This is a genomic window from Flavobacterium suaedae (assembly GCF_014642915.1).
Lineage (GTDB): Bacteria > Bacteroidota > Bacteroidia > Flavobacteriales > Flavobacteriaceae > Flavobacterium > Flavobacterium suaedae.
This window is the reverse complement of record NZ_BMJE01000003.1, coordinates 288,411-309,568: the sequence shown is the minus strand read 5'-3', so window position 1 is coordinate 309,568 and position 21,158 is coordinate 288,411. Positions and strand designations below refer to the sequence as shown.

Here is a 21,158-nt window from a genome sequence, read left to right as displayed (position 1 = left end):
TATAAATATTTTGGTTTTATAAGTTTTGCATTTTTCTCTTCTTCTTTGCTGCTTTCCTCATCTTTTTAAACTTTTTAGAAGATACAAACCCCATTACAGGGTATATTACAGCAGCTAAAAGAAATATATGAGGCATAAATTCTTTTTTCTCTAAATGCAGCATATATGAAGTCACTATTAAAGCAGGGGTTTCTATATACCAGCAAACTGTTCGGGCTTGTTTGGGAGTTATTTTTAAAAAACGCCAAAAAAAGTTAATTACTAAAACGGTTAATGCCAATCCTATTATAATAGAACCAGGAAAGTATAATTTTCTTACTATTTCATCAATTCCCTTTATTAGTAGTAATGTAGCAGTTAGAAAATGCAGAAAAGATTCCAGTTTACGTGCAGCTTTTTTTTTCATTTTTATGAAAAACAGGTTTTTCGCCAAATGTAATAAAACTGTTAGGTGACGTATTTACCCCAATGTTACCATAAAGTTGCGGTTATATAAACCAAATAAAAATACCCTCACGCTTTTTATTAATAGCATGAGGGCATTATAAACAGGCAAAAAACTTTTTTATATATAGAACCTAACCAGTTCTCCTTTTTTAGTAAGCATTTCTACTCGTGATTTTTCGTTAGGGCGCTTGTTAGAAAGTATGTCTGATACTGTTTCAATATCCTTAGCCTTCACATTATCAATACTTAAAATTATTCCACCTTTCAGTTCATCATAATAAGGCATAAAACGTTCATCGGTAATATTTTTAATTCTTACACCATAATCCAGCTTTAAGTTTTTCTTTTCAGCTTTGCTTAAGTTTTCAAGGTCAAGACCACTATAGCTGTATATTTCTCTTTTAGATAGTTTTACAGGAAGAGTAAGTTTTTCACCGTTTCGCTCAATACCTACCTGTACCACATCATTAGGTCGTTTCGTAACTATTGAAGCATTAAGGTCAGCAAAACCATAAATAGGCTTATTGTCTATTTCTGTAATAACATCACCCTGCTTAATTCCGGCTTTTTCAGCACCGCTTCCTTCGGTAACACCGTTTACATAAAAGCCCTGTGTTTTGTTTATGCCTAACTCTTCCGAAACATGGCTGTTAAGTTCACCGCCTTGTACACCCAGTACGCCGCGTTGCACATTACCATACTCCATAATATCCTCTATAATTTTACGAGCTATGTTAGACGGTACAGCAAAAGAATACCCAACATAAGAGCCGGTGTTAGATGATATCATGGTATTAATACCAATAAGCTCCCCGAGAGTGTTAACTAATGCACCCCCGCTGTTACCCGGGTTTACAGCAGCATCAGTTTGGATGAATGATTGTAAACCATCTTTACTAAGGTTTCGGGCTTTTGCCGAAACAATACCTGCTGTTACTGTTGAGGTAAGGTTGTAAGGATTACCAACAGCCAGTACCCATTCGCCAACTTTTAAATCGTCAGAGTTTCCAAAAACAGCATAAGGTAACTTTTCATCAGTATCAACCTTTAGTAGTGCGATGTCCATTTTAGAATCTGTTCCTACCAGTTGTGCCTTATATGATTTATTATTGTTAAGTGTTACTTCCAGCTCCGAAGCATTTTGTATTACGTGGTTGTTAGTTACTATATAACCGTCTTCGGTAATAATAACCCCTGAACCTGTACCAACTTGTGCTTGTTGCTGTCCGCCACGGTAGCCATAAAAATACTCCATTAATGGGTTACGTGGTGCAGTAGAATAGGAAACATTTTTAACGTGTACCACGCTATGCACAGCTTGGTCTGCTGCTGTAGTAAAATCTACATCTTCAGCAGTGGCAAGGGCAACATTTTTTGTGTAACTTTCCTGAGAGGGAGCTACTGATATAACAGAGGGATTGTTTGCATCTTCATCAAATACCAGTTTATAAGCTCCAAGCGTAGTAGCACTACTTAAAACAGCTACCATTAATAAGCCTGAAATTTTTTTCATAATTGTAAAACAGTATTTAGTTAATAGTTTGTATTAAAAATTTAAGTTATTTTCAGTTTAAATAACTATAATGTTTGTTCGAACATTATATTTGTACTTTAGCTTAATATCTCTTTATAATATGCATCATAAATTTTATAAATATCAAGGTACCGGTAACGATTTTGTTATGATAGATAATCGTGATAATACCTTTTCCAAAAATGATACCAAACTAATCAATACGCTTTGCGATCGTAAATTTGGTATAGGTGCCGATGGCTTGATATTACTAGAGAACGATGAGAATGCCGATTTTCGTATGATTTATTTTAATGCCGACGGAAATGAAAGCTCTATGTGCGGAAACGGAGGGAGATGTTTAGTTGCTTTTGCAAAACAGTTGGGTATTATACAAAACAAAGCCCGCTTTATAGCAATTGACGGAGAGCATGAAGCTACGATTGATGAAAACGGAATTGTATCATTACACATGAAGGATGTAGATGAGGTAACAATGAAAGATGATTATACTTTTCTTGATACAGGCTCTCCGCACCATGTTACTACGGTAGAAAATATCGCTGATATTGATGTAAAGGCAGCGGGTGCAGCAATCCGTTATAGCGACTTGTACGGTAAAGCAGGTGCTAACATCAACTTTGTGGAACAGCTTGAAACTGACAAGTTTTCAGTTCGTACTTATGAACGCGGGGTGGAAGATGAAACATTATCATGTGGTACAGGCGTTACGGCTGTTGCAATAGCTATGAAGGTAACAGGTAAAACACAATCAAACACTGTTACGTTAGTAACACAGGGAGGAGAACTTAAAGTATCATTTATTCAGAATAGTGATACTAATTTTACCTCAGTATATCTAACAGGTCCGGCAACATTTGTTTTTAAAGGAGAGATAACATGGTAAACCTACAGGGTGAAAATATATATTTACGCGCTTTAGAGCCGGATGATTTAGCATTTCTATACAAAATAGAAAATGATGAAAATATTTGGGAGGTAAGCAATACTATAACGCCTTACAGTCGGTTTTTAATTAGGCAATATCTTGAAAATGCCCATCAGGATATCTTTGAGGCTAAACAGTTACGTTTAGCTATTTGCAAAAAGGACAGTTTTGAAGCAATAGGGTTAATAGACCTTTTTGACTTTGATCCTGTTAACCAGCGTGCAGGTGTCGGTATAATAATAAGTGATGAAGAAAATCGTTCTCAGGGAATAGGAAAGGAGTCTTTAGGCTTATTGATAGAGTATGCTTTTAAAAGATTACAGTTACATCAGCTATATGCCAACATTAGTACCGATAATCAGCCAAGTATAGTCTTGTTTACCGGTTTCGGTTTTAAATGTATAGGTGTAAAGAAAGATTGGATAAAAAAATATAACGGCTTTGCAGATGAAGCCTTATATCAGATAATAAAACAACAATAGAAATAATACAACGGTGAAACTTAGAAGAATTATAGCATTAATAACACTGGTAGTAGTTATTGGTGGTTCAATATATGGGTACAGTATTTATAAAAGCATTTTTTCTGCAAATACTACTTTTTCTCAAAATAAAGTAGCGGTTTATTTACCTACCAATGCCAGTTACGAGCAAGTTCAGGATAGTATACGTCCTTACATTAAGGATATGGAACGTTTTGACATGGTCGCTAATAAAAAAGCATATAGTGATAATGTAAGAGCAGGAAAGTTTGTTTTAACCAAAGGGATGAATAGTAATGAAATTGTTAATGCATTACGTCAGCCTGTGCCTGTAAGAGTGTCGTTTAATAATCAGGAAACCCTTGCCGATGCTGTAGGCAGAATTGCACAGCAGGTAGAGCCTGATAGTTTAGCTTTACTCCAAGCTTTTACCGATAAAGAGTTTTTGCGTGACCATGAGCTTAATAAAGATAATGTGTTAAGTATTTTAGTACCAAATACCTATGAGTTCTTTTGGGATGTTTCTGCTTATAAGCTAACTGAGCGAATGGCTCGTGAATACAGAAAGTTTTGGAATGAAGACCGAAAAGCAAAAGCAGCAGCTTTAGGGCTAACTCCGCTTGAGGTGATTTCTCTTGCAGCGATTGTGCATAAAGAAACAGTAAAAGCTGATGAGCGCCCACGTGTAGCAGGTGTTTACATTAATCGGTTAAATAAAGGCATGAAGCTGGAGGCAGACCCTACTGTTATTTATGCAGTAAAAAGGCAGACAGGTGATTTTAATCAAGTGATTAAAAGAGTGTATTTTAAACATCTTGAAGTTGATTCGCCATACAATACCTATATGTATGAGGGCATACCTCCCGGACCTATTGCAATGCCTGATATTTCGGCAATTGATGCTGTTTTAAATGCTGAAAAACATAATTATATATTCTTTTGTGCAAGTGTTACCAATATAGGTTACCATGAATTTGCAGTTACCGCTTCACAGCATGCTGCTAACAGAAGGAAGTATATCGCTTGGGTAAACAAGAACAATATAAAATAATTATTTTAAGCCTGTTTTTGTTAAAAAAAAACATAAAATCATAAAGGTTTAAATGTTAAATTTTGTCATTTTTCAAGAATAAGAAAAATCTTGTTACCTGCTTATTTTATTATGCTTTACAGCTATTTTTATCCTTATTATTTAAAGTTTCATTTATGTTAAGTGTAAAATAAAAGCTAACTTGCTGTAAATCAGTTTTATTTTTTTTTCGTACTTTTGCGCCCTGAAAATTTCACATGGGTGACAGACGGTGAGAAATTAAATTTTATGATAAAAAAATGGAAGTATTTTTTAGGCTTAGCTCTAATAACTATTGCTCTTTTAAATTCTGGATTTAAAACAAACAAAACTGGAGACTTTGGCAAGTTAAATGATTTCTATTTACAAGAAGGAGAAGTACTTAATTATGAGCTGCCAAAGATTACAGATGGGAAACCTAAAGTAAGAATTCCTTATACCGGTAAAACTTACGTAGGTTTTAAACAAGCCATAGCGGTAAGAGAATCGCAAGGTTTGTACAAATTAATAAACCCTTTTGGGTATATGGGTAAATACCAATTTGGTAAAAGTGCATTACGCGCAGTAGGTATACATGATAACAATGAGTTCTTAAATAATCCTGAGCTACAGGAAAAGGCGTTTAAAGCGTTACTTTCTATAAATAAGTGGGAGCTTAGGAAAGAGATTAAAAAATACGACGGTAAGGTTGTAGGCGGAATTAAAGTTACCGAATCCGGTATATTGGCTGCAGCGCATTTAGCAGGAGCCGGTTCTGTAAAGAAATTTTTAAGGAGTAACGGTCAAAGCGGTTTTCGTGATGGTTTTGGTACTTCGCTAAAAAGCTACATTAAAAAGTTCGGAGGGTATGACACTTCATGTATTGAGGCAAATCGTTTTCCGAAAATAAGTTAAACTTAGAAAATAAGCTAAACTTATATTAATAATTAAATAAAAAGCTCTGCTTATGCAGAGCTTTTTTGTTCTTTTATAGTGGCTATCTTTTTTTCCGTTTCCGAAAGTCTTGCCTCTTGCTTTTCAATTGCTTTAATATCCTTACCTATAATTAAAGGCGAGCGTCTGAGCTTTTTGTACCTTTTTTCAGAAAGGTAAAGAGAGTGGTGTTTTTGCAATTGTTTTAAAAACTCTCCATAGGTTAAACCTTCTACAAAAACTTCATTTTTAGCGTTATTTCTAAGTATATAAGCGCTAAGAGCATCTTGAAAATGTAGTGACTTAATCCTTGCACGACGATATTTTGCAAGAAATCTAACTTTTTGTTTCTTATATGCGTGACCGTTTAAGTAATAGATTAGAATACCGGTCACTAGTAAAGCTGCAATTATAATTTCCGGTATATAGTTCATCCCCAGTTGTGTTTAATAGTAATTAATGTTTTGTTAATTCAGTAAAGTTACTATAAAAATATTGTATTCTCAAACGTATTATTTTTGCGTTTTTAACGTAATTACTTTTAATAAAAAAAATATTATGCTATTATCACGTTATGCTGCCTATTACTTATTTATTATCTAAGAATTAAATAATTACGATTGCAAGAATTTATTTTAATAAATTTTAAGCACCATATCTACAACAAATAACCTGTTAAATTTAATGGCTAAAATTACTTACATTTTTTACCATTAAAAAATAGCTAAAATAATATAACTTTAATTTCTTATACACATAATATTAGCATACATTAAACAGGGAGAAACTTTAATTAACACTAAATTTAATACGTATTTTCTTTCTGACATGGAAAGCTAGTTTTTTTCTTTTTAGCTAAATCAAAATCTGTATAAAATTATTTTAATTTTTTGTTTTAAAAAAACTACTTTTTTTGTTTTTATGTGAGAAATATAACTTAGCGTAGGGTGTTTGTTATCTCAGGTGTTTTTGTTTTGTATAGTTTATTTATTAACATAAATTTATAGAAAATACCTAACTAATGATAAGAAATTTACCTATTCTGTTAATATTACTGTTATCTTCGTCATTTATTTTCGCAGCACCACCTAACGATAATTGCGGAAATGCTACAACACTTACAGTAAACAGTGGCGAAAACTGTACAGCAACATCAACTGCTGTATTTAATAATGCTACTATTTCGCCGGAGGGCAATACCTGCGCAGGGAGCTTAAGCCCTGATATATGGTATCAGTTTACAGCGACTTCTGATTCGCATACTATTGCACTTTCTAACTTTGTAGGTACCAGTCCGCAGCCTGTAGTCATGGCTTTATATGAAGGTAATGATTGCGCTTCTATGACTCAGATATATTGCAGTTATAACAATGTAATACTGGCAACATCGCTTACGGTTGGGGAAACTTATAAATTAAGGCTTTACTTTAACGTAGTTATTAATCCTGTACTTAGCAATACCTTTTCAGTTTGTGTAACTACACCCCCGCCACCAACAGGTAGTAATCAGTCGGACTGTATAATAACCACAGTTAATTATGATTTTGAAAACCCGCCACCACCTGCTAATCCTAATTATCCTATATTTTTAAATCATAATGTAGTGCAGGGCTGGAGAACAACAGCTACTGACCAAATGATGGAGTTTTGGCCGGTTCCTAATTATGAAAATGTACCTGCCTATAGCGGAAATCAGTTTATAGAATTAAATGCTAACCTTGTTTCAGGTGTTTATCAGGATTATGAAACTCCTGAGGTAACGGTCTTTTCTTATGGTTTTGCTCACAGAGGAAGACAGGGTACAGATACCTGTCAACTAATGGCAGGACCTCCGGGAGGACCTTATGAAGTAGTAGATGTTGTATCTACAAGTAATACAGCATGGAGTTACAATACAGGAGAATATGAAGTTCCTGCCGGGCAAACAGTAACAAGGTTTATTTTTCAGTCCGTTTCCAGTGTGGGAGGCGCAAGTGTAGGGAACTATCTTGATGCTATTACTTTTACGGCAAATAATGGTATCCTTTCGCCTAACCCCTACTATATGCAGTGTGGTGAACTGGTAGCAAATATAGAAGCCGCAGGTACAGGTACTTGGGTAGCGCACGGTGATAACCCTTCCGCAACTACTATTGCTGATGCTTCAAGTAATACCACAACAATTTCAGACTTCGGAGAAGAAGGAACATATTATTATGATTGGGTTACACAATATTGTATAAGCACCCTTGAAATTAGTTTTATGGGGGATGAAGTACCTGCACCTGTAGTAAGTGATATTACATACTGTCAGGGGGAAACAGCGCAGGCATTAACAGCAGAAGCATTACCGGGTAATACATTAAACTGGTTTGATGGTGCTCCTCCTGTCCCTGATACCTCAACTTTAGGTACAACTACATATTATGTAAGCCAGATAGCACCTAACTTTTGCGAAAGTGTGCCTGCATCTATAACAGTAACGGTTAGTTTACCGGGAAATGCTGTTACCGATTTTACACTTCCCGTAGCAGTTTGTACTGATGGAGGAACGGTACAGCCTAACCACGTTGCAGACTATACAACAGGAGGAACCTACAGTGCAGAAACAGGACTTACAATTGATGCTGCTACAGGAGAAATAGATCCTGTTACAAGCGCACCGGGAGATTATAACGTTGTGTATAATGTTCCTGCTAATGTGTGTACATCGCAAGGCAGTAGTACTGTACCGATAACAATAAATGCAGTTCCCATAACACCGGATGTTACTTTAATACAGCCTGATTGTGATACTACAACAGGCACAGTAACAATAAACAGCCCGGTAGGAGTAGCGTATACATATAGCCTTGATGGAACAAATTACCAAACAACTGCTCAATTTTCGGGAGTAGTGTCAGGGACTTATACGTTATATGTAATGAATACAGAAGGCTGTGAAACAACTTATGATTCTATCGTAATTGATGATACTTTAGATGTGCCAGCTATACCGGATGTAACTATTGTTCAGCCAGATTGTGATACACCTACTGCTGATATTACGGTAACGGCACCTGTAGGGACAGAGTATATGTACAGTATAAACGGTATAGACTATCAGGTATCGCCTGTATTTAATAATGTAATATCAGGGAGTTATACTATAAGTGTTCAAAATACTGACGGGTGCATTAACACACTGGATATTACAGTAAATCCACAACCGCCTACACCAGTACCACCTACCGCTACAGTTACACAACCTGATTGTAACTTACCGGCAGGTGTGCTAACAGTAAACGCACCAACGGGAGCAGGATTACAATATAGTGTTGATGGTATTAACTATCAGTCAGGAAATGTATTTGAAGGTCTGGCACAAGGCAATTATACTGTAACAGTAATGAATGTATATGGCTGTTCTAATACTTCGACAGGCTCATATACAGTAAATGCTCCTTTCGACCAAGCTCCTGCACCACAACTTTCAGCTTCTCAGCCTGATTGTTTTACAGGAACAGGAACAATATCAGTAAACAGCCCGTTAGGTTCGGGATATAGCTATAGTATTGATGGAGCTGTATTCCAAACCGGGACATTATTTACCGGTCTTAACCCGGCTACATATACAATATTGACTAAAAATCCTGACGGATGTATTTCATCTTCATCAATAACAGTATACCCTGCACCTGATGCGCCTGCTGTTGCAGATGTTACCGTTACACAACCGGGATGTGACAGTGAATATGGAACATTTGTTATAAATAGTCCTGTAGGTTCGGGGCTGCATTATAGCATTGATGGAGTCAATTTCCAGTTGAGTCCTGTTTTTACAGATTTAGTACCTGATACATATACAATAACTGTTCAAAATACAGCAGGGTGTATATCAGTAACAAACCCTATTTCAATCACTCCCGGGTTACCCATACCACCAAGACCTGTTATAACTGCTATACAACCTACTTGTGATGTGCAAACAGGCGGAATTATGATTAATTCACCTTTGGGTACTGATTATACTTATAGTGTAGATGGTGTAAACTACCAGCCTGAAACACTTTTTGAAGGACTTACACCGGGAACAACATATACAGTAACTGTTCAGAATTCGGCAGGTTGTACAAAAACTTCTTTACCCCTTACAATACAAGATGCTCCTGAATTAATAGGAACACCTACAGTTTCTGTAGAGAACCCAGAGTGTGGTGAAACGAGAGGGATGATAACAATAGATGACCCTGTAGGGGATGCATTTACATACAGTATTAATACTATATACTTTCAGCCTAGTCCTGTATTCACTAACGTAATACCCGGAGATTATACCGTAATTATAAGAAATAGTTATGGTTGTACAGAAAGCGTAGATGTAACAGTTGATGCACCACCTGTAGCATCAGATGCGGGCGTTGTTTCAGGACCCGATCAGGTTTGTGAAAATGATATAGTACAGTATGAAAGTACAGTAGCAGACGGGACATGGTCAGTTAATAATGAAAACTTAGGTACTATAGATGAAACAGGTCAGTTAACAGTACTTTCATCGGGTAATTTAATTGTGTATTATACAGTACAAAATCCTGATGAATGCCCTACTACAGAAGAGTTTTCTGTATGGGCAGTAGGAGCACCAAGAGTTGAGTTTGACGATGCTGTTTTATGTATGGATTTAGAAACAGGAGAGTATGGCAGTATTGAACTTAATACGGGCTTCTCTTCTGCAGACTACGCTTTTGTATGGTATAAAGGAGGTACAGAGATAGATGATGAACAACAAGGATATATAACCGTAACAGAACCGGGAGAATATACTGTAGATGTTACCAACTTGGCAACAGGCTGTACAGGTACAGAGGCTGCACAGGTTACTATTTCTTCTCAACCTGAAATTAGAGTTGAGGTAGGAGAGGACTTTAGCTATCTTCAATCTATTTTTATTGAAGTAGTAGGCGGAGCAGGAGATTATGTATATCAATTGAATAATGGAGAGTTCCAGCAAGAGCCTACTTTTACGGGTATTAGAGAAGGAGAATATACCGTAACAGTAAAAGACTTAAATGGTTGTGGTTCTGTAACTACCACAGTGTTTGCTTTAAATTACCCAAGGTATTTTAGTCCTAACGGAGATGGAGAGCACGACTATTGGTACATAAAAGGACTCTCGCAAATGACAGACATCCATATATATATATATGACCGTTACGGAAAAGTTGTAGGATATGTAAACCCTAACACCATAGGCTGGGATGGTACTTTTAACGGAGAAATATTACCGGCAACTGATTATTGGTTTACAGTAGACTACAACTCTTCAGACGGTACCAGAAAAGAGTTTAAGGCTCATTTCTCATTAATACGTTAAATTTCTTCATGGTTAGTTTTCTAAAAAAGGCTCTTTAATTATTAAAGAGCCTTTTTTATTTAATTGGTATCGTCAATTTGTTTTTTATGCTTTTTAGCATAAAAGTATGCTCCTGCTGCCAGTAAAAGGTATAAGGCTATTATAGCAGCCATTTGTTTCCAATTATTAGTAAGTTCGTAGTATAAAATAAGGACACCGCCTACTATTAGCCCTGTAATAGCACTAATAGTTAAAAAAGAAGATGATTTCGTTTCTTTTCTTATTTTAAAATTGGCAAAAGCCATAAGTAGCGATACTAATAAAAAGGTGACACTACCAAATTCAAGAATTAGCTGTAAACCACCTATTAAAATAAGTACGCAGGCCACCGCTGCCATTCCTATAGTGGCATTTTGCGGCACTTTATTTTTTCTTTTAGCCAATAATTTAGGAAAGAAACCATCTTCGGCAATAGCAGCCAACTGACGTGACGAACCAAATACAGTTCCGCTTATGGCACTACTGGTAGCTAATAATGCACCTGCAATAACAATGTTAGAACCTAAAGAGCCTAACACATCGCCGGCGCCTGCTGCCAGAGCAAATTCTTTATTTTCAATAATATCTTTTGTAGGTATGGCAAACAAAGCTCCTATAGCAATTATTACATATATAATAATAGCCAGTGTTATGGCACTATATATAGCTCTGGGTATGTTCTTTTGGGGGTTAGACATTTCGTTTACAGCATTTATTACAAGCTGAAAGCCTTCATAAGCTACAAATGTTATAGAAGCTACAATAAGCACATCCATTACTTTAGCGCTTTCAGCATCCTGAGCCATGTTACTTAAAAAAGTACCAAAACTGGTATCGCCACTGTTTATTAATACCACTGATATTATGGTAAGTATTACCAGTTTGGTATACACCATTATATCTTCCAGTTTCCCCATTCCGTTTACACTCCACAGGTTTATACCCGTAAAAACTCCTATTACAGCTATTGCAATTCCTTTACGTATCCATATATTATCAGCAAAATCGGTACTACTAATAGCGTAAGAAGAAAAAGTATAGGCATATAAAGCTAAAGTACTTATGTACCCAAATATTACAAACCACCCAATTACTGATGCGGAAAATGGCGATTTAGGATAAGTGCGTTTAAAAAAAGCATACGTAGCACCTTCATCTTTATAATATAATCCCAGCTTTACATAGGAGTATGCTGCCATAGCAGCCAGTATACCTCCGGTAATAATGGCAACAGGTGTTATGTTGCCTACCATAGCAACCGAAACACCCAGTATGGTAAATATACCGCCACCAACCATACCTCCCAGTGCTATAGCTATCAGTTCAAGTAATCCTAAGGATTTATTTCTTTTTCTGTGTGAGCTTAGTTTTTGTTGGGACATGGTTTGTAATAATTAGTATTCTACTTACAAAATTAAGATATAATGCCTAGAATAGAAATTATTAGCTAAAGCGCTTGTGCTAAATAAAACATAAAGTTTAGTAACTATGCCAAAAAGAAAAAGCTGCTCCTGAAAACAGAAAGCAGCTTTTACAATCAATTTTATATAAAACTAATTAAGCTTCAAGTGTAGTTAAATAACGTTCAGCGTCAAGGGCAGCCATACAGCCTGAACCTGCTGCGGTAATAGCCTGTCTGTATTCTTTATCCTGAACGTCTCCGCAGGCAAATACTCCCGGCAGGTTAGTTTTAGCAGTTTTACCCATAGTAATAAGGTACCCTGCATCATCCATATCCAGTTGCCCTTTAAAGATATCGGTATTTGGTTTGTGACCGATAGCTATAAATAATCCTGTGATAGCTATATCTGTTTTTTCTTTAGTTTGGTTATTAACCATTCTAAGTCCTTCAACAACTTGGTCACCCAACACTTCGTCAACTTCCGTATTATACATTACTGTAATATTCGGAGTGTTTTCAACACGGTGCTGCATAGCTTTAGATGCTCTCATGTAATCTTTTCTTACCAGCATTGTAACATTTTTACAAATGTTAGCTAAGTAAGTAGCTTCCTCAGCAGCAGTATCTCCTGCACCAACTATTGCTACATCCTGCCCACGATAGAAGAAACCATCACACACAGCACAAGCAGAAACACCACCACCTCTTAGGCGTTGCTCACTAGGTAGCCCTAAATATTTAGCCGTTGCCCCTGTAGCAATAATAACAGTTTTTGCATGTACCTCTGTATTATTATCAATTGTTACTTTGTGCCATCCGCCTTTGTCATGGCTAAACTCTACAGCCGTAGCCATACCAATACGTACTTTTGTACCAAAGCGTTCAGCCTGTTGTTGTAACTGTACCATCATAGTAGGACCGTCAATTCCTTCAGGATAACCGGGGAAGTTATCAACCTCTGTAGTAGTAGTAAGTTGTCCGCCCGGTTCCATACCGGTATACATTACGGGATTCATATCAGCTCTTGCTGCATATATAGCTGCAGTATACCCTGCAGGACCTGAACCTATGATAAGGCATTTTAATTTTTCTATAGTTGTATCAGACATAATTTTATTCGCTAATATTTTTATGATAAATGCAAATGTAAGCGATTAATTAAAAAACACCTACCCTAAATAAATCACTTTTGTTTATCTGTAAATAAAATATCATTATCGCTTGGAGGTAAAAATATAAATGCTATATTTGCACCCTCGTTAATGATAAGAAAATATCATTTCAATCGGGGTGTAGCGTAGCCCGGTTATCGCGCCTGCTTTGGGAGCAGGAGGCCGCAGGTTCGAATCCTGCCACCCCGACAAATAAGCTGAATATAGATAATCTATATTCAGCTTATTTTTTTTGCACTATTTTTATCTTCTCAAATAATAGCAATATTCAATTACATTAATGGAAAGTTCTCCTAACAAAAAAAGAAAGAACAGAGGTAAGAGCTCAGAAGATGAGGGGTTATTTGGTTCATATAAACAGCAGCATAAATTAAAAGAAGCTGTTGTTGATATGTACTATTTGCTGAGTAGGGAGTACCCTATGAAAGCTACGGCGGCACTTGTAGGTAACCGATACCGACTTAAAACCAGGCAAATATCAGCATTGCAAGGAATGTCTTGCGGAGAACATGATTTAAAATTAAGGCAGGAAAAGGAGTTAGGTAGTGATGAGTTGAGTGGTAAAACACTTTATCTTGATGGCTTTAATATTTTAATTCTACTGGAAACAGCGCTTTCTGAAGGCTATATTTTTAAGGGTGTTGATGGTTGTTACCGGGATATTTCTTCAGTACATGGTACTTACAGAAAAGTAAACCAAACAGAAGAAGTATTAAAGTTGGTAGGAGAGGAGCTAAAGGCTTTGGGAGTAGCAAAAGTAGTTTGGGTTTTTGATACGCCTGTTTCTAATAGCGGAAAGTTAAAAGTATTTTGTTACGAACTGGCTGAAAAATACTCGTTTAACTGGGAGGTTATTCTGGATAACGCACCTGATAAATTTTTAGTAGAGGAGGGAGGTATTATAGTTTCTTCTGATGCATGGATTCTTAATAACTGCAAAGCATGGTTTAACTTAGGTAAATATATTATTGAAAGGTTGTATAAAAATGAAAAACCTCCGCATGTAATTATTGCAGAGGTTTCGTAATATTTTATAAACTTAAAGTAGCTTAGTCTTCTTTTTTTAATACTGCATTATCGGCAAAAACACTTATTTCTATTTTAGGCATATCGTGTAATACTGTTTCTGATTTACCGTTAGCTGAAAAGCTTAGTTTTTCGCTTACTTTCACTTGGTTTTTACTGTAGCCCTCTGCAAGCAGTTGCATGTTTTTTACAGTAAATTTTTTAGCGAATAATTCAGCATTATTATCCAAACGTATTTGCGCTGCGGCAGCATCACCCTCTATTGTAGCAGTAGCTCTCTGGTACATGTCTATTTTAACATCAGGTACGGCAAGCAAAGCTTCAAGTTCAGCGTTTTTACTAAGTATAATTTCAGTTTTACTAGCTTCTACATTTATTTCTCCCTCAGCTTTATCGTCCATTTCAAGTTTAAAACTTCTCACTTTTATGTTTAAGAATGATTTTGAGTAGTTAAGATTTTTAATACTGATGCTGTCAAGCTCTAAAGGTTTTAGTGCATTTAGTGTAGTTTCGTGCTTGGCAACAATGTTCTTAAGAGCATCATTATAAGTAATACGCACACTTATTTTTTTAGCACGGGTTATTTTTTTATTTGTTGTTATACGCAGGTTTCCTCCATGAACTTCGGCAGTTATAGATTCATGCAGGTTGTCATCTGCTTCAATTTCAAACTTTTGTTCATTTCCTTTTACCAGGAAAACTTCAATATTGTCTTCAACTTCAATGCTGTTAAATTCATCCAGCTTTCTTTGTGTTACCGCTATAGTTTTAGAACCTTTTATTTTGTCTTTTTTTTGTGCGGTTGCAGTAGTTACCGAAAGTACAGTAAATAATAGTATAAATACGTTTCTCATCATTTTCATATATTCTATACCGGCAAATATAAAAAAACATCAGTACCTACTGATGTTTAAAATTTTATATGTGGTATTATCTTTTTTATAATTCAGATATACTTCCTGATGAAAATTCTTCTTCTTTAATACTCTGAGGTCTGTTTTTATAGAGAATATCAGCAGAGCTGGAAGCTTTCGCATTTAACGACTTTATAGGGTTTACAGTAACACTGCTGCTACTGGACGCGTTTACTGTTACATTTTGAGCAGTAAGTCGGCTAGCGTTAACATCACTTGAACTGGCGGCCTCTATAGTAAGTTGATTTGTACTGCCTTCTATAGTTAAATCAGCACTACTTCCTGTATTACAATTTATACTGTTTGCTTTAACGTTTACTATCATGTCTCCGGAACTACTAACATTAAGCGATAAATTATCTGCTGTAATACTGTTTTTTGTTTCTAACGATGCACTACTTGATGCTGAAAGGCCTTTTATTGTAGGCATGTGCACTGTAATTTCTGCTTTTGTAGCGTAACCCATGTTACCATCAACAAAAATTTTTAACTCATTATTTTCTACTTCTGTTTTAATAAGTTTTTGTAGGTTGTCATCAGCTTCAACACTAACACTCGTATTGCTGCTTTGTACTATTATAGCATCCAGAGAGGTTGAAACAGCTACATGAGTAAAGTTTTGTGAAACTTTTCTTTCTTCAGTAACGACATTCCCACTGCCTTTTTCACCCCCACCTATAAACTTACAGGAAATTGTAAACAGAAATAGTATAATAACCAGTATGATTTTTGTTATTTGCAGAATTACTTTTGTCATAATATTTATTGTTTTTTTAGTTGTTTTTTATATGAAGTTTATTGGAACCTGACTTCAATTCAATATCTAAATCGCCACTTTTTATATTAATTTCCTTTTTTGTAGTGTCTTGCTGTATGATTGCTTCTTCTCCACTTTCATCAATGTATTCCTCATCTTCTTCACTTTCGCATGTTAAACACTCTACGTGATTACGTCCCATTCTGTATACGTTATCACTGTCAAACCAAAGGTCAAAAAAGTAGTTACTGGTGTTGTCATAATATTTTACACTACTATCAGGATAAAAATACATACCTTCAGGTAAGTATAAGTAAAGTTCTACTTTTTGGTTACGATACTTATGTTCTTTAGCAGTGGTAAGATAATTGTCTAAAATTAATGTATTTCCTTCTAAATCAAAATTATAATCAATGTATTTAGAGCGTTCTCTTGCTTCATCCATATTTTTACCCCATGATATTTTTTCAACTTGCAGGTAAGGAGTTGTGCCTTCTGTTCTCATTACGTATAGTCTTACTCTGTTTGAGTAAATTAAATTATTACCACTGGTATCCTGAGTAATTCGTAGCTCTACATTTCTTTTAAAGGATTTAGAGAAGAAGCTGTTGTACCTGAATTTTAGATTAAGTGTATCTGTTGCAGCTATATTTATCTCTTCTTTCATCATAGTTTTACCTTCAGAACTTATTTCATTATGTTCTGCTACTCCTACATATATAATTCCTGAAAGTGCAACAAGCCAGATAGCCAATAAGCTATATTTAGCAAAGTTGCCTATTGATTTCATGTTCTCAGTAAGTATTTTAAGTCCTAAAATGAATAAACCAAAAACAGGTATTGCTACAACTAAAAACATAAATGTTGCAAGTAACCAAAAAGGAAAGTTTATATAATTTAATGCATTGGCATACGGGTTCCATGGAAAGCTTTCGAAAGAGGAGCTGAAAAGTGCAGTAATAAAAGCAACTAAAGTACCTACTAATGAGAAAGCAGCTGCTATAACTATTAAAGCTCCTATTACTTTGGCAAAGCCTTTAAAAATAGCCACGAAGACTTTGCCGAAACCGTTTCCCACTTTTTGAGCGCTTGTTTTTGCATCCTTACCCAGTTTATTATAATCAACACTCTGAATTTTGTTTCCCAGTGTTTCAAACTCCTCACGTACTTTACGTTCTATATTAGAAATGTTTATGGGTTCCCCTGTCATTTCCAGTTTCTCGGCAGTGGTAATTGCTTTGGGTATAAGTAGCCAAAGCAAAACATATATAATAACACTGGTACCAAATGTTATAAATGGCGATACTATAAACAGTATTCTAATCCATAACGGGTCTATCCTGAAATAATGAGCAATACCTGCACACACACCGGCAATTATAGCACTGTCTCCGTCACGATAGAATTTCCTTGTTTTAGGAGCTCTGTATATGTGTGAATATTGTGTACTGCTTTTTTGCTTAGGCTCGTCATCATCTATCATATAGTCTTCAGGCTCACCCATTATTTCAATAATCTGTTCTACTTCAATACTTGTTACTACTTGCTTGTTATTGTCAAGCTTTTCCGAAAGCAGTTCTGCAATTCTACTTTCAATATCGCTCATAATTTCATCCCTTCCGTCAGGAGCAAGAGAGAGCCTTATAGCATCAAAGTATTTATTTAGCTTTAGGTAGGCATTCTCATCTATATGGAAGAAAAGGCCTCCGAGGTTTATGCTTACTGTTTTATTCATTACTTTGTTTTTTGGCTGGTTATTATTTTAACTGCATCGGATAACTCCGTCCAGGTTTCGTTTAGTTCATTTAAAAAATCTTGTCCTTGTTCTGTAAGGCTGTAATATTTTCTTGGTGGTCCCGAGGTAGATTCTTCCCAACGGTAACTGAGTAGCCCGCCATTTTTCAGCCGGGTAAGCAGCGGGTATACAGTACCTTCTACCACCAGTAGCTTAGCGCTTTTTAGTGTGTCCAGTATTTCGGAAGTATAAGCGTCCTTTTCTTTTAATACCGACAGGATGCAAAACTCTAACACACCTTTACGCATTTGTGCCTTTGTGTTCTCAATATTCATAGGCTATAGTTTACTTTCTTTCATTTATCATATCAGTTACATTGGCTATGTTTACTGATTTATATATTATTAATCTCTTTTTATCATACTAACGTTATCACTTGTTTCAACCTTTATAGGTTTGCCGTAATATACTATTGCAGATGATTGATCAGTTTCTCCACTTAATGATTGTTTTACACCTATTCCTACTGATGAAAGGTGTTTTGCACGAATGTCTGCTTTTTCAGTAGTGAATTTTTCGGCATTTAATGTACCTCCGCTACAAAAAACTATACTGTTTTCGGCATGACCTGTTAACTCTACAAATCCTCCTCCGGTAACATCTGTAATTAATTTATCAGTGATAATTCCTCCTTGGAAACCTGCCCCTGAATTTATTTTTAATGTAAGTTTTTCAGTTGCATTTATTTTTCCTTTAAATATAGCACCTGTTTTTAGTATAACAGAGAGTTGTGGTACTGTTATTTGGTTACTAATTTTTATAGTTGCCCCTGTTATGGCTTCTATACTTCTAGTATCATTATCAGTAATATATACTGTTACTTTGTTTTTACCTGCAAATAACTTTTCTTCATCTGTTTTCAGGTAAATGTTTAACTTTCCTTTTCTGTTTTCGGTCACTACATTTTTTAAAATCTCTGTGTTATTTGCTTCTACTTTTACAGATTCTTTTTCTCCATAAGTGTATATTACCTCAATACCTTGTTGTACTTTCAGTTCATTAAAGCCTTTTATATTTCTGTTTTCTGAGTTTTGAGCTACAGCAACTATACTGCTTAGTGCTGTAGCTACTAAAAATAACATTGTTTTCATAATTGTCGTTTTTTGATTGATGATTGAAAATGATTGATTGATGATTGATTTTTTATATGTGTATTATTTAATAAAATTTATAGTTATAGGGTATTTATAGCTTTCTCCGTTACTGTTTTTTACAGCAGCATATAGCACCAGACAAAATTCTAATACTTTTAATACGGTAAAGAGTATAACCGATACAACTACGGTTGCTATAATACCTGTTATTCTCCCGCTGTTAAATTCTTTTACAATCCACTCGCAATTTTCTATAATAAAAGTGTTGTTATGAAATGCAGAATATAAAATTATAGGTATTGCTATAAGTACTATAACCAAGCAGTAAAGCAAAAGACTGAGCTGGAAATTAATGACTTGCTTTCCGTTTTTATCTACAAAACTAGACTCTTTTCTCTTAATACTCCATATTAAAACAGGAAATACAATGTTGCCAAGAGGTATAAAATACTGGCTTAAAACACTAAGCTGTAATAGTATAGAGGTTGTTTTATCGTTATTACTTGTCATGGTATATAACATTAACTATTAATATTCTATGCAAATATATTTTTAAAAACAGGTATTATGCAATACAAAGTACTTAAATTTAACAAAAAATTAACAAATGTATAGGTATGGTTTTATTAAGTATATATCACTATCTTAGCAGTAAAATCAATTGCTTCATGGAATTTACTCCTTCTAAACTCAATACTTTTTTGTTTTTTAAACTGCCCTCTGCATACTGGTGTGGGGTTAGAGTAAAAAATATTTCAGAGAATACCTGTGTTGCATCTGTTAAACATAAATGGTTTAATCAAAACCCTTTTAACTCTATGTATTTTGCCGTACAAGCAATGGCAGCAGAACTTACTACAGGTGCTTTGGTGATGTACCAGATAAAAAAAAGCGGAAAGAAGATTTCTATGCTGGTTGCTAATAATAAATCCAACTTTAGTAAAAAAGCGCGAGGACAAATTACTTTTACCTGTAATGATGGTCATGTACTTAAGGAGGCTATTGAAAAAGCAATAAGTACCGGAGAAGGACAAACGTTTTGGATGAATTCTACAGGAGTAGATGAAAAAGGAGACCAAGTGTCAGAGTTTGAGTTTGAGTGGAGTATCAAAATTAAATAAGGTTTAAAACAAATCACAAACTATAGTTAAACCCTTTTTGTTTAACTTTCAATTAGATATACTAACAGTATATTTGCTAAAAAATTAGGCATGAGAGTATTAATTACCGGAGCGACTGGACTCGTGGGTAGTGAACTGGTGCCGTTGCTTTTAAAAAATGGTATAAGTGTAAATTATCTTACAACTTCGAAAAATAAAATACAAAAAGAACAAAATTACCAAGGCTATTTTTGGAACCCCGAAAAGGGTATTATAGATGAGGGCTGTATTGATGAGGTTATTGCAGTAATACACTTAGCAGGTGCGCCTGTTTCTAAACGGTGGACAACTTCGTATAAACAGGAAATATTAGAAAGCAGGGTACTCTCTACAAACGTTTTATTCAGTTTAATAAAAAACACAGCAAACGATATACAGCATTTTATATCAGCATCGGCTACAGGAATATACCCTGACAGTCTTACCAATGTATATTCTGAAGAAGATGAGGTTGTAGACAATTCATTTCTTGGTAATGTTGTTAAGAAATGGGAAGAAGCCGTAGACCAGTTTCAAAGATTAGATATGAAAGTAACCAAAGTCAGAACAGGGATAGTATTATCCGGTTCCGGCGGTGCACTGGCTGAAATGGCTAAACCTGTAAAAATGGGATTAGGAGCTGCTTTGGGTAGTGGTAAGCAAATACAATCCTGGATTCATATCAGGGATTTAGCATGTATATACTATTATATTCTTCAGCATGGCTTAGAAGGGGTTTATAATGGTGTAGCACCATACCCTGTAAGTAACGATAAAATGATGCAACAAATCGCTAAAATATTAAACAGACCTTACTTTATGCCAAATGTGCCTAAGTTTATGTTACAGTTAATATTGGGGCAAATGCATGAAATATTATTGAGCAGTCAAAATGTCAGCGCAAAAAAAATAATAGGCGAGGGGTATCAGTTTAAATACTTATCACTGGAAAAAGCTATAAAGCATGAGTTACTGTAGCTTATGCATACTATAAAAAATACAGAAAGAGGGCAATTGCCCTCTTTTTTTGTGCCATATTTTTAACAGATATGTTTATATGTTTGGTTAATAGAGCATAAGTAAAATCAAATTTATAAATATATCAGTGTCAATTTGGCATTACTATAATTTTGGCAG

19 protein-coding genes and 1 tRNA gene are annotated in these 21,158 nt (G+C 35.2%); 9 read left to right on the top strand and 11 right to left on the bottom strand.

Annotation, left to right across the window (positions count from 1 at the left end; all coding sequences use genetic code 11):
- Window positions 1-16: 16 nt before the first annotated feature.
- Both IEW45_RS07355 and IEW45_RS07350 read right to left on the bottom strand, forming a co-directional pair.
- Window positions 17-406, bottom strand: a complete 390-nt coding sequence (locus IEW45_RS07355; protein WP_188620587.1) for a hypothetical protein — start codon at window positions 404-406, stop codon at window positions 17-19.
- A 159-nt stretch (window positions 407-565) separates the two neighbouring features.
- Entirely contained in the window at window positions 566-1,960 is a 1,395-nt protein-coding gene (locus IEW45_RS07350) for a S1C family serine protease (protein ID WP_188620586.1), read from the bottom strand.
- Between the two features lie 121 nt (window positions 1,961-2,081).
- Between IEW45_RS07350 and dapF the strand changes: the two genes are divergently transcribed.
- The 4 genes from dapF to IEW45_RS07330 all read left to right on the top strand — a co-directional run bounded on the left by dapF (window position 2,082) and on the right by IEW45_RS07330 (window position 5,354).
- Window positions 2,082-2,867 carry a diaminopimelate epimerase gene (gene dapF / locus IEW45_RS07345; RefSeq protein WP_188620585.1) on the top strand — a complete coding sequence of 262 codons (786 nt, stop codon included), beginning with the start codon at window positions 2,082-2,084 and terminating at the stop codon, window positions 2,865-2,867.
- Window positions 2,861-3,391, top strand: coding sequence for a GNAT family N-acetyltransferase (locus IEW45_RS07340; protein WP_188620584.1), 531 nt, complete (start codon window positions 2,861-2,863; stop codon window positions 3,389-3,391). The genes dapF and IEW45_RS07340 overlap by 7 nt, the downstream gene beginning before the upstream one ends.
- A gap of 13 nt (window positions 3,392-3,404) precedes the next feature.
- Window positions 3,405-4,442, top strand: a complete 1,038-nt coding sequence (gene mltG, locus IEW45_RS07335; RefSeq protein ID WP_188620583.1) for an endolytic transglycosylase MltG — start codon at window positions 3,405-3,407, stop codon at window positions 4,440-4,442.
- A 267-nt stretch (window positions 4,443-4,709) separates the two neighbouring features.
- Window positions 4,710-5,354, top strand: a complete 645-nt coding sequence (locus IEW45_RS07330) for a peptidoglycan-binding protein LysM (protein ID WP_188620582.1) — start codon at window positions 4,710-4,712, stop codon at window positions 5,352-5,354.
- A gap of 50 nt (window positions 5,355-5,404) precedes the next feature.
- On the opposite strand, the gene IEW45_RS07325 is transcribed toward IEW45_RS07330, so the two are convergent.
- Window positions 5,405-5,806: a hypothetical protein gene (locus tag IEW45_RS07325; RefSeq protein ID WP_188620581.1), complete on the bottom strand. Its 402-nt coding sequence runs from the start codon at window positions 5,804-5,806 to the stop codon at window positions 5,405-5,407.
- A 587-nt stretch (window positions 5,807-6,393) separates the two neighbouring features.
- On the opposite strand from IEW45_RS07325, the gene IEW45_RS07320 reads away from it, so the two are divergent.
- A complete protein-coding gene (locus IEW45_RS07320; RefSeq protein ID WP_188620580.1) occupies window positions 6,394-10,704 on the top strand; it encodes a T9SS type B sorting domain-containing protein in 4,311 nt (1,436 codons plus the stop codon).
- A gap of 59 nt (window positions 10,705-10,763) precedes the next feature.
- Here IEW45_RS07320 and IEW45_RS07315 read toward each other — a convergent pair whose 3' ends face one another.
- Both IEW45_RS07315 and trxB read right to left on the bottom strand, forming a co-directional pair.
- Window positions 10,764-12,104 (bottom strand): APC family permease, encoded by a 1,341-nt coding sequence (locus IEW45_RS07315; protein WP_188620579.1) that lies wholly within the window; start codon window positions 12,102-12,104, stop codon window positions 10,764-10,766.
- Window positions 12,105-12,279: 175 nt separating this feature from the next.
- Window positions 12,280-13,233 carry a thioredoxin-disulfide reductase gene (trxB, locus tag IEW45_RS07310; protein WP_188620578.1) on the bottom strand — a complete coding sequence of 318 codons (954 nt, stop codon included), beginning with the start codon at window positions 13,231-13,233 and terminating at the stop codon, window positions 12,280-12,282.
- 177 nt (window positions 13,234-13,410) lie between these two features.
- On the opposite strand from trxB, the gene IEW45_RS07305 reads away from it, so the two are divergent.
- Window positions 13,411-13,485: transfer RNA gene (locus IEW45_RS07305), tRNA-Pro, on the top strand.
- A 91-nt stretch (window positions 13,486-13,576) separates the two neighbouring features.
- Window positions 13,577-14,323, top strand: a complete 747-nt coding sequence (locus IEW45_RS07300; RefSeq protein ID WP_188620577.1) for a DUF434 domain-containing protein — start codon at window positions 13,577-13,579, stop codon at window positions 14,321-14,323.
- A 22-nt stretch (window positions 14,324-14,345) separates the two neighbouring features.
- Here IEW45_RS07300 and IEW45_RS07295 read toward each other — a convergent pair whose 3' ends face one another.
- The 6 genes from IEW45_RS07295 to IEW45_RS07270 all read right to left on the bottom strand — a co-directional run bounded on the left by IEW45_RS07295 (window position 14,346) and on the right by IEW45_RS07270 (window position 19,392).
- Entirely contained in the window at window positions 14,346-15,179 is an 834-nt protein-coding gene (locus tag IEW45_RS07295; RefSeq protein WP_229665916.1) for a GIN domain-containing protein, read from the bottom strand.
- An 82-nt stretch (window positions 15,180-15,261) separates the two neighbouring features.
- The gene (locus tag IEW45_RS07290; protein WP_188620576.1) at window positions 15,262-15,993 is read right to left on the bottom strand and encodes a head GIN domain-containing protein; all 732 of its coding nucleotides are present in this window, start codon (window positions 15,991-15,993) and stop codon (window positions 15,262-15,264) included.
- Window positions 15,994-16,009: 16 nt separating this feature from the next.
- Window positions 16,010-17,728: a PspC domain-containing protein gene (locus tag IEW45_RS07285; protein ID WP_188620575.1), complete on the bottom strand. Its 1,719-nt coding sequence runs from the start codon at window positions 17,726-17,728 to the stop codon at window positions 16,010-16,012.
- On the bottom strand, window positions 17,728-18,063 hold the full coding sequence (locus IEW45_RS07280) for a PadR family transcriptional regulator (RefSeq protein ID WP_188620574.1): 336 nt from the start codon (window positions 18,061-18,063) through the stop codon (window positions 17,728-17,730). The genes IEW45_RS07285 and IEW45_RS07280 overlap by 1 nt, the downstream gene beginning before the upstream one ends.
- A gap of 69 nt (window positions 18,064-18,132) precedes the next feature.
- Window positions 18,133-18,879, bottom strand: a complete 747-nt coding sequence (locus IEW45_RS07275; protein WP_188620573.1) for a GIN domain-containing protein — start codon at window positions 18,877-18,879, stop codon at window positions 18,133-18,135.
- 63 nt (window positions 18,880-18,942) lie between these two features.
- A complete protein-coding gene (locus tag IEW45_RS07270; RefSeq protein ID WP_188620572.1) occupies window positions 18,943-19,392 on the bottom strand; it encodes a DUF4870 domain-containing protein in 450 nt (149 codons plus the stop codon).
- A gap of 158 nt (window positions 19,393-19,550) precedes the next feature.
- Here IEW45_RS07270 and IEW45_RS07265 point away from each other — a divergent pair, with 158 nt between their 5' ends.
- Together IEW45_RS07265 and IEW45_RS07260 are read left to right on the top strand one after the other, a co-directional pair.
- Window positions 19,551-20,003 (top strand): DUF4442 domain-containing protein, encoded by a 453-nt coding sequence (locus IEW45_RS07265; protein ID WP_188620571.1) that lies wholly within the window; start codon window positions 19,551-19,553, stop codon window positions 20,001-20,003.
- Window positions 20,004-20,093: 90 nt separating this feature from the next.
- Window positions 20,094-20,999, top strand: coding sequence for a TIGR01777 family oxidoreductase (locus IEW45_RS07260; protein WP_188620570.1), 906 nt, complete (start codon window positions 20,094-20,096; stop codon window positions 20,997-20,999).
- The last annotated feature ends 159 nt before the right edge of the window (window positions 21,000-21,158 follow it).

Excerpts from the sequence above, each read along its gene's own strand:
- IEW45_RS07355 (WP_188620587.1), bottom strand. The coding sequence starts at position 406 with ATGAAAAAAAAAGCTGCACGTAAACTGGAATCTTTTCTGCATTTTCTA.
- IEW45_RS07350 (WP_188620586.1), bottom strand. The coding sequence starts at position 1,960 with ATGAAAAAAATTTCAGGCTTATTAATGGTAGCTGTTTTAAGTAGTGCT.
- dapF (WP_188620585.1), top strand. The coding sequence starts at position 2,082 with ATGCATCATAAATTTTATAAATATCAAGGTACCGGTAACGATTTTGTT.
- IEW45_RS07340 (WP_188620584.1), top strand. The coding sequence starts at position 2,861 with ATGGTAAACCTACAGGGTGAAAATATATATTTACGCGCTTTAGAGCCG.
- IEW45_RS07330 (WP_188620582.1), top strand. The coding sequence starts at position 4,710 with ATGATAAAAAAATGGAAGTATTTTTTAGGCTTAGCTCTAATAACTATT.
- IEW45_RS07325 (WP_188620581.1), bottom strand. The coding sequence starts at position 5,806 with ATGAACTATATACCGGAAATTATAATTGCAGCTTTACTAGTGACCGGT.
- IEW45_RS07320 (WP_188620580.1), top strand. The coding sequence starts at position 6,394 with ATGATAAGAAATTTACCTATTCTGTTAATATTACTGTTATCTTCGTCA.
- IEW45_RS07315 (WP_188620579.1), bottom strand. The coding sequence starts at position 12,104 with ATGTCCCAACAAAAACTAAGCTCACACAGAAAAAGAAATAAATCCTTA.
- trxB (WP_188620578.1), bottom strand. The coding sequence starts at position 13,233 with ATGTCTGATACAACTATAGAAAAATTAAAATGCCTTATCATAGGTTCA.
- IEW45_RS07300 (WP_188620577.1), top strand. The coding sequence starts at position 13,577 with ATGGAAAGTTCTCCTAACAAAAAAAGAAAGAACAGAGGTAAGAGCTCA.
- IEW45_RS07295 (WP_229665916.1), bottom strand. The coding sequence starts at position 15,179 with ATGATGAGAAACGTATTTATACTATTATTTACTGTACTTTCGGTAACT.
- IEW45_RS07290 (WP_188620576.1), bottom strand. The coding sequence starts at position 15,993 with ATGACAAAAGTAATTCTGCAAATAACAAAAATCATACTGGTTATTATA.
- IEW45_RS07285 (WP_188620575.1), bottom strand. The coding sequence starts at position 17,728 with ATGAATAAAACAGTAAGCATAAACCTCGGAGGCCTTTTCTTCCATATA.
- IEW45_RS07280 (WP_188620574.1), bottom strand. The coding sequence starts at position 18,063 with ATGAATATTGAGAACACAAAGGCACAAATGCGTAAAGGTGTGTTAGAG.
- IEW45_RS07275 (WP_188620573.1), bottom strand. The coding sequence starts at position 18,879 with ATGAAAACAATGTTATTTTTAGTAGCTACAGCACTAAGCAGTATAGTT.
- IEW45_RS07270 (WP_188620572.1), bottom strand. The coding sequence starts at position 19,392 with ATGACAAGTAATAACGATAAAACAACCTCTATACTATTACAGCTTAGT.
- IEW45_RS07265 (WP_188620571.1), top strand. The coding sequence starts at position 19,551 with ATGGAATTTACTCCTTCTAAACTCAATACTTTTTTGTTTTTTAAACTG.
- IEW45_RS07260 (WP_188620570.1), top strand. The coding sequence starts at position 20,094 with ATGAGAGTATTAATTACCGGAGCGACTGGACTCGTGGGTAGTGAACTG.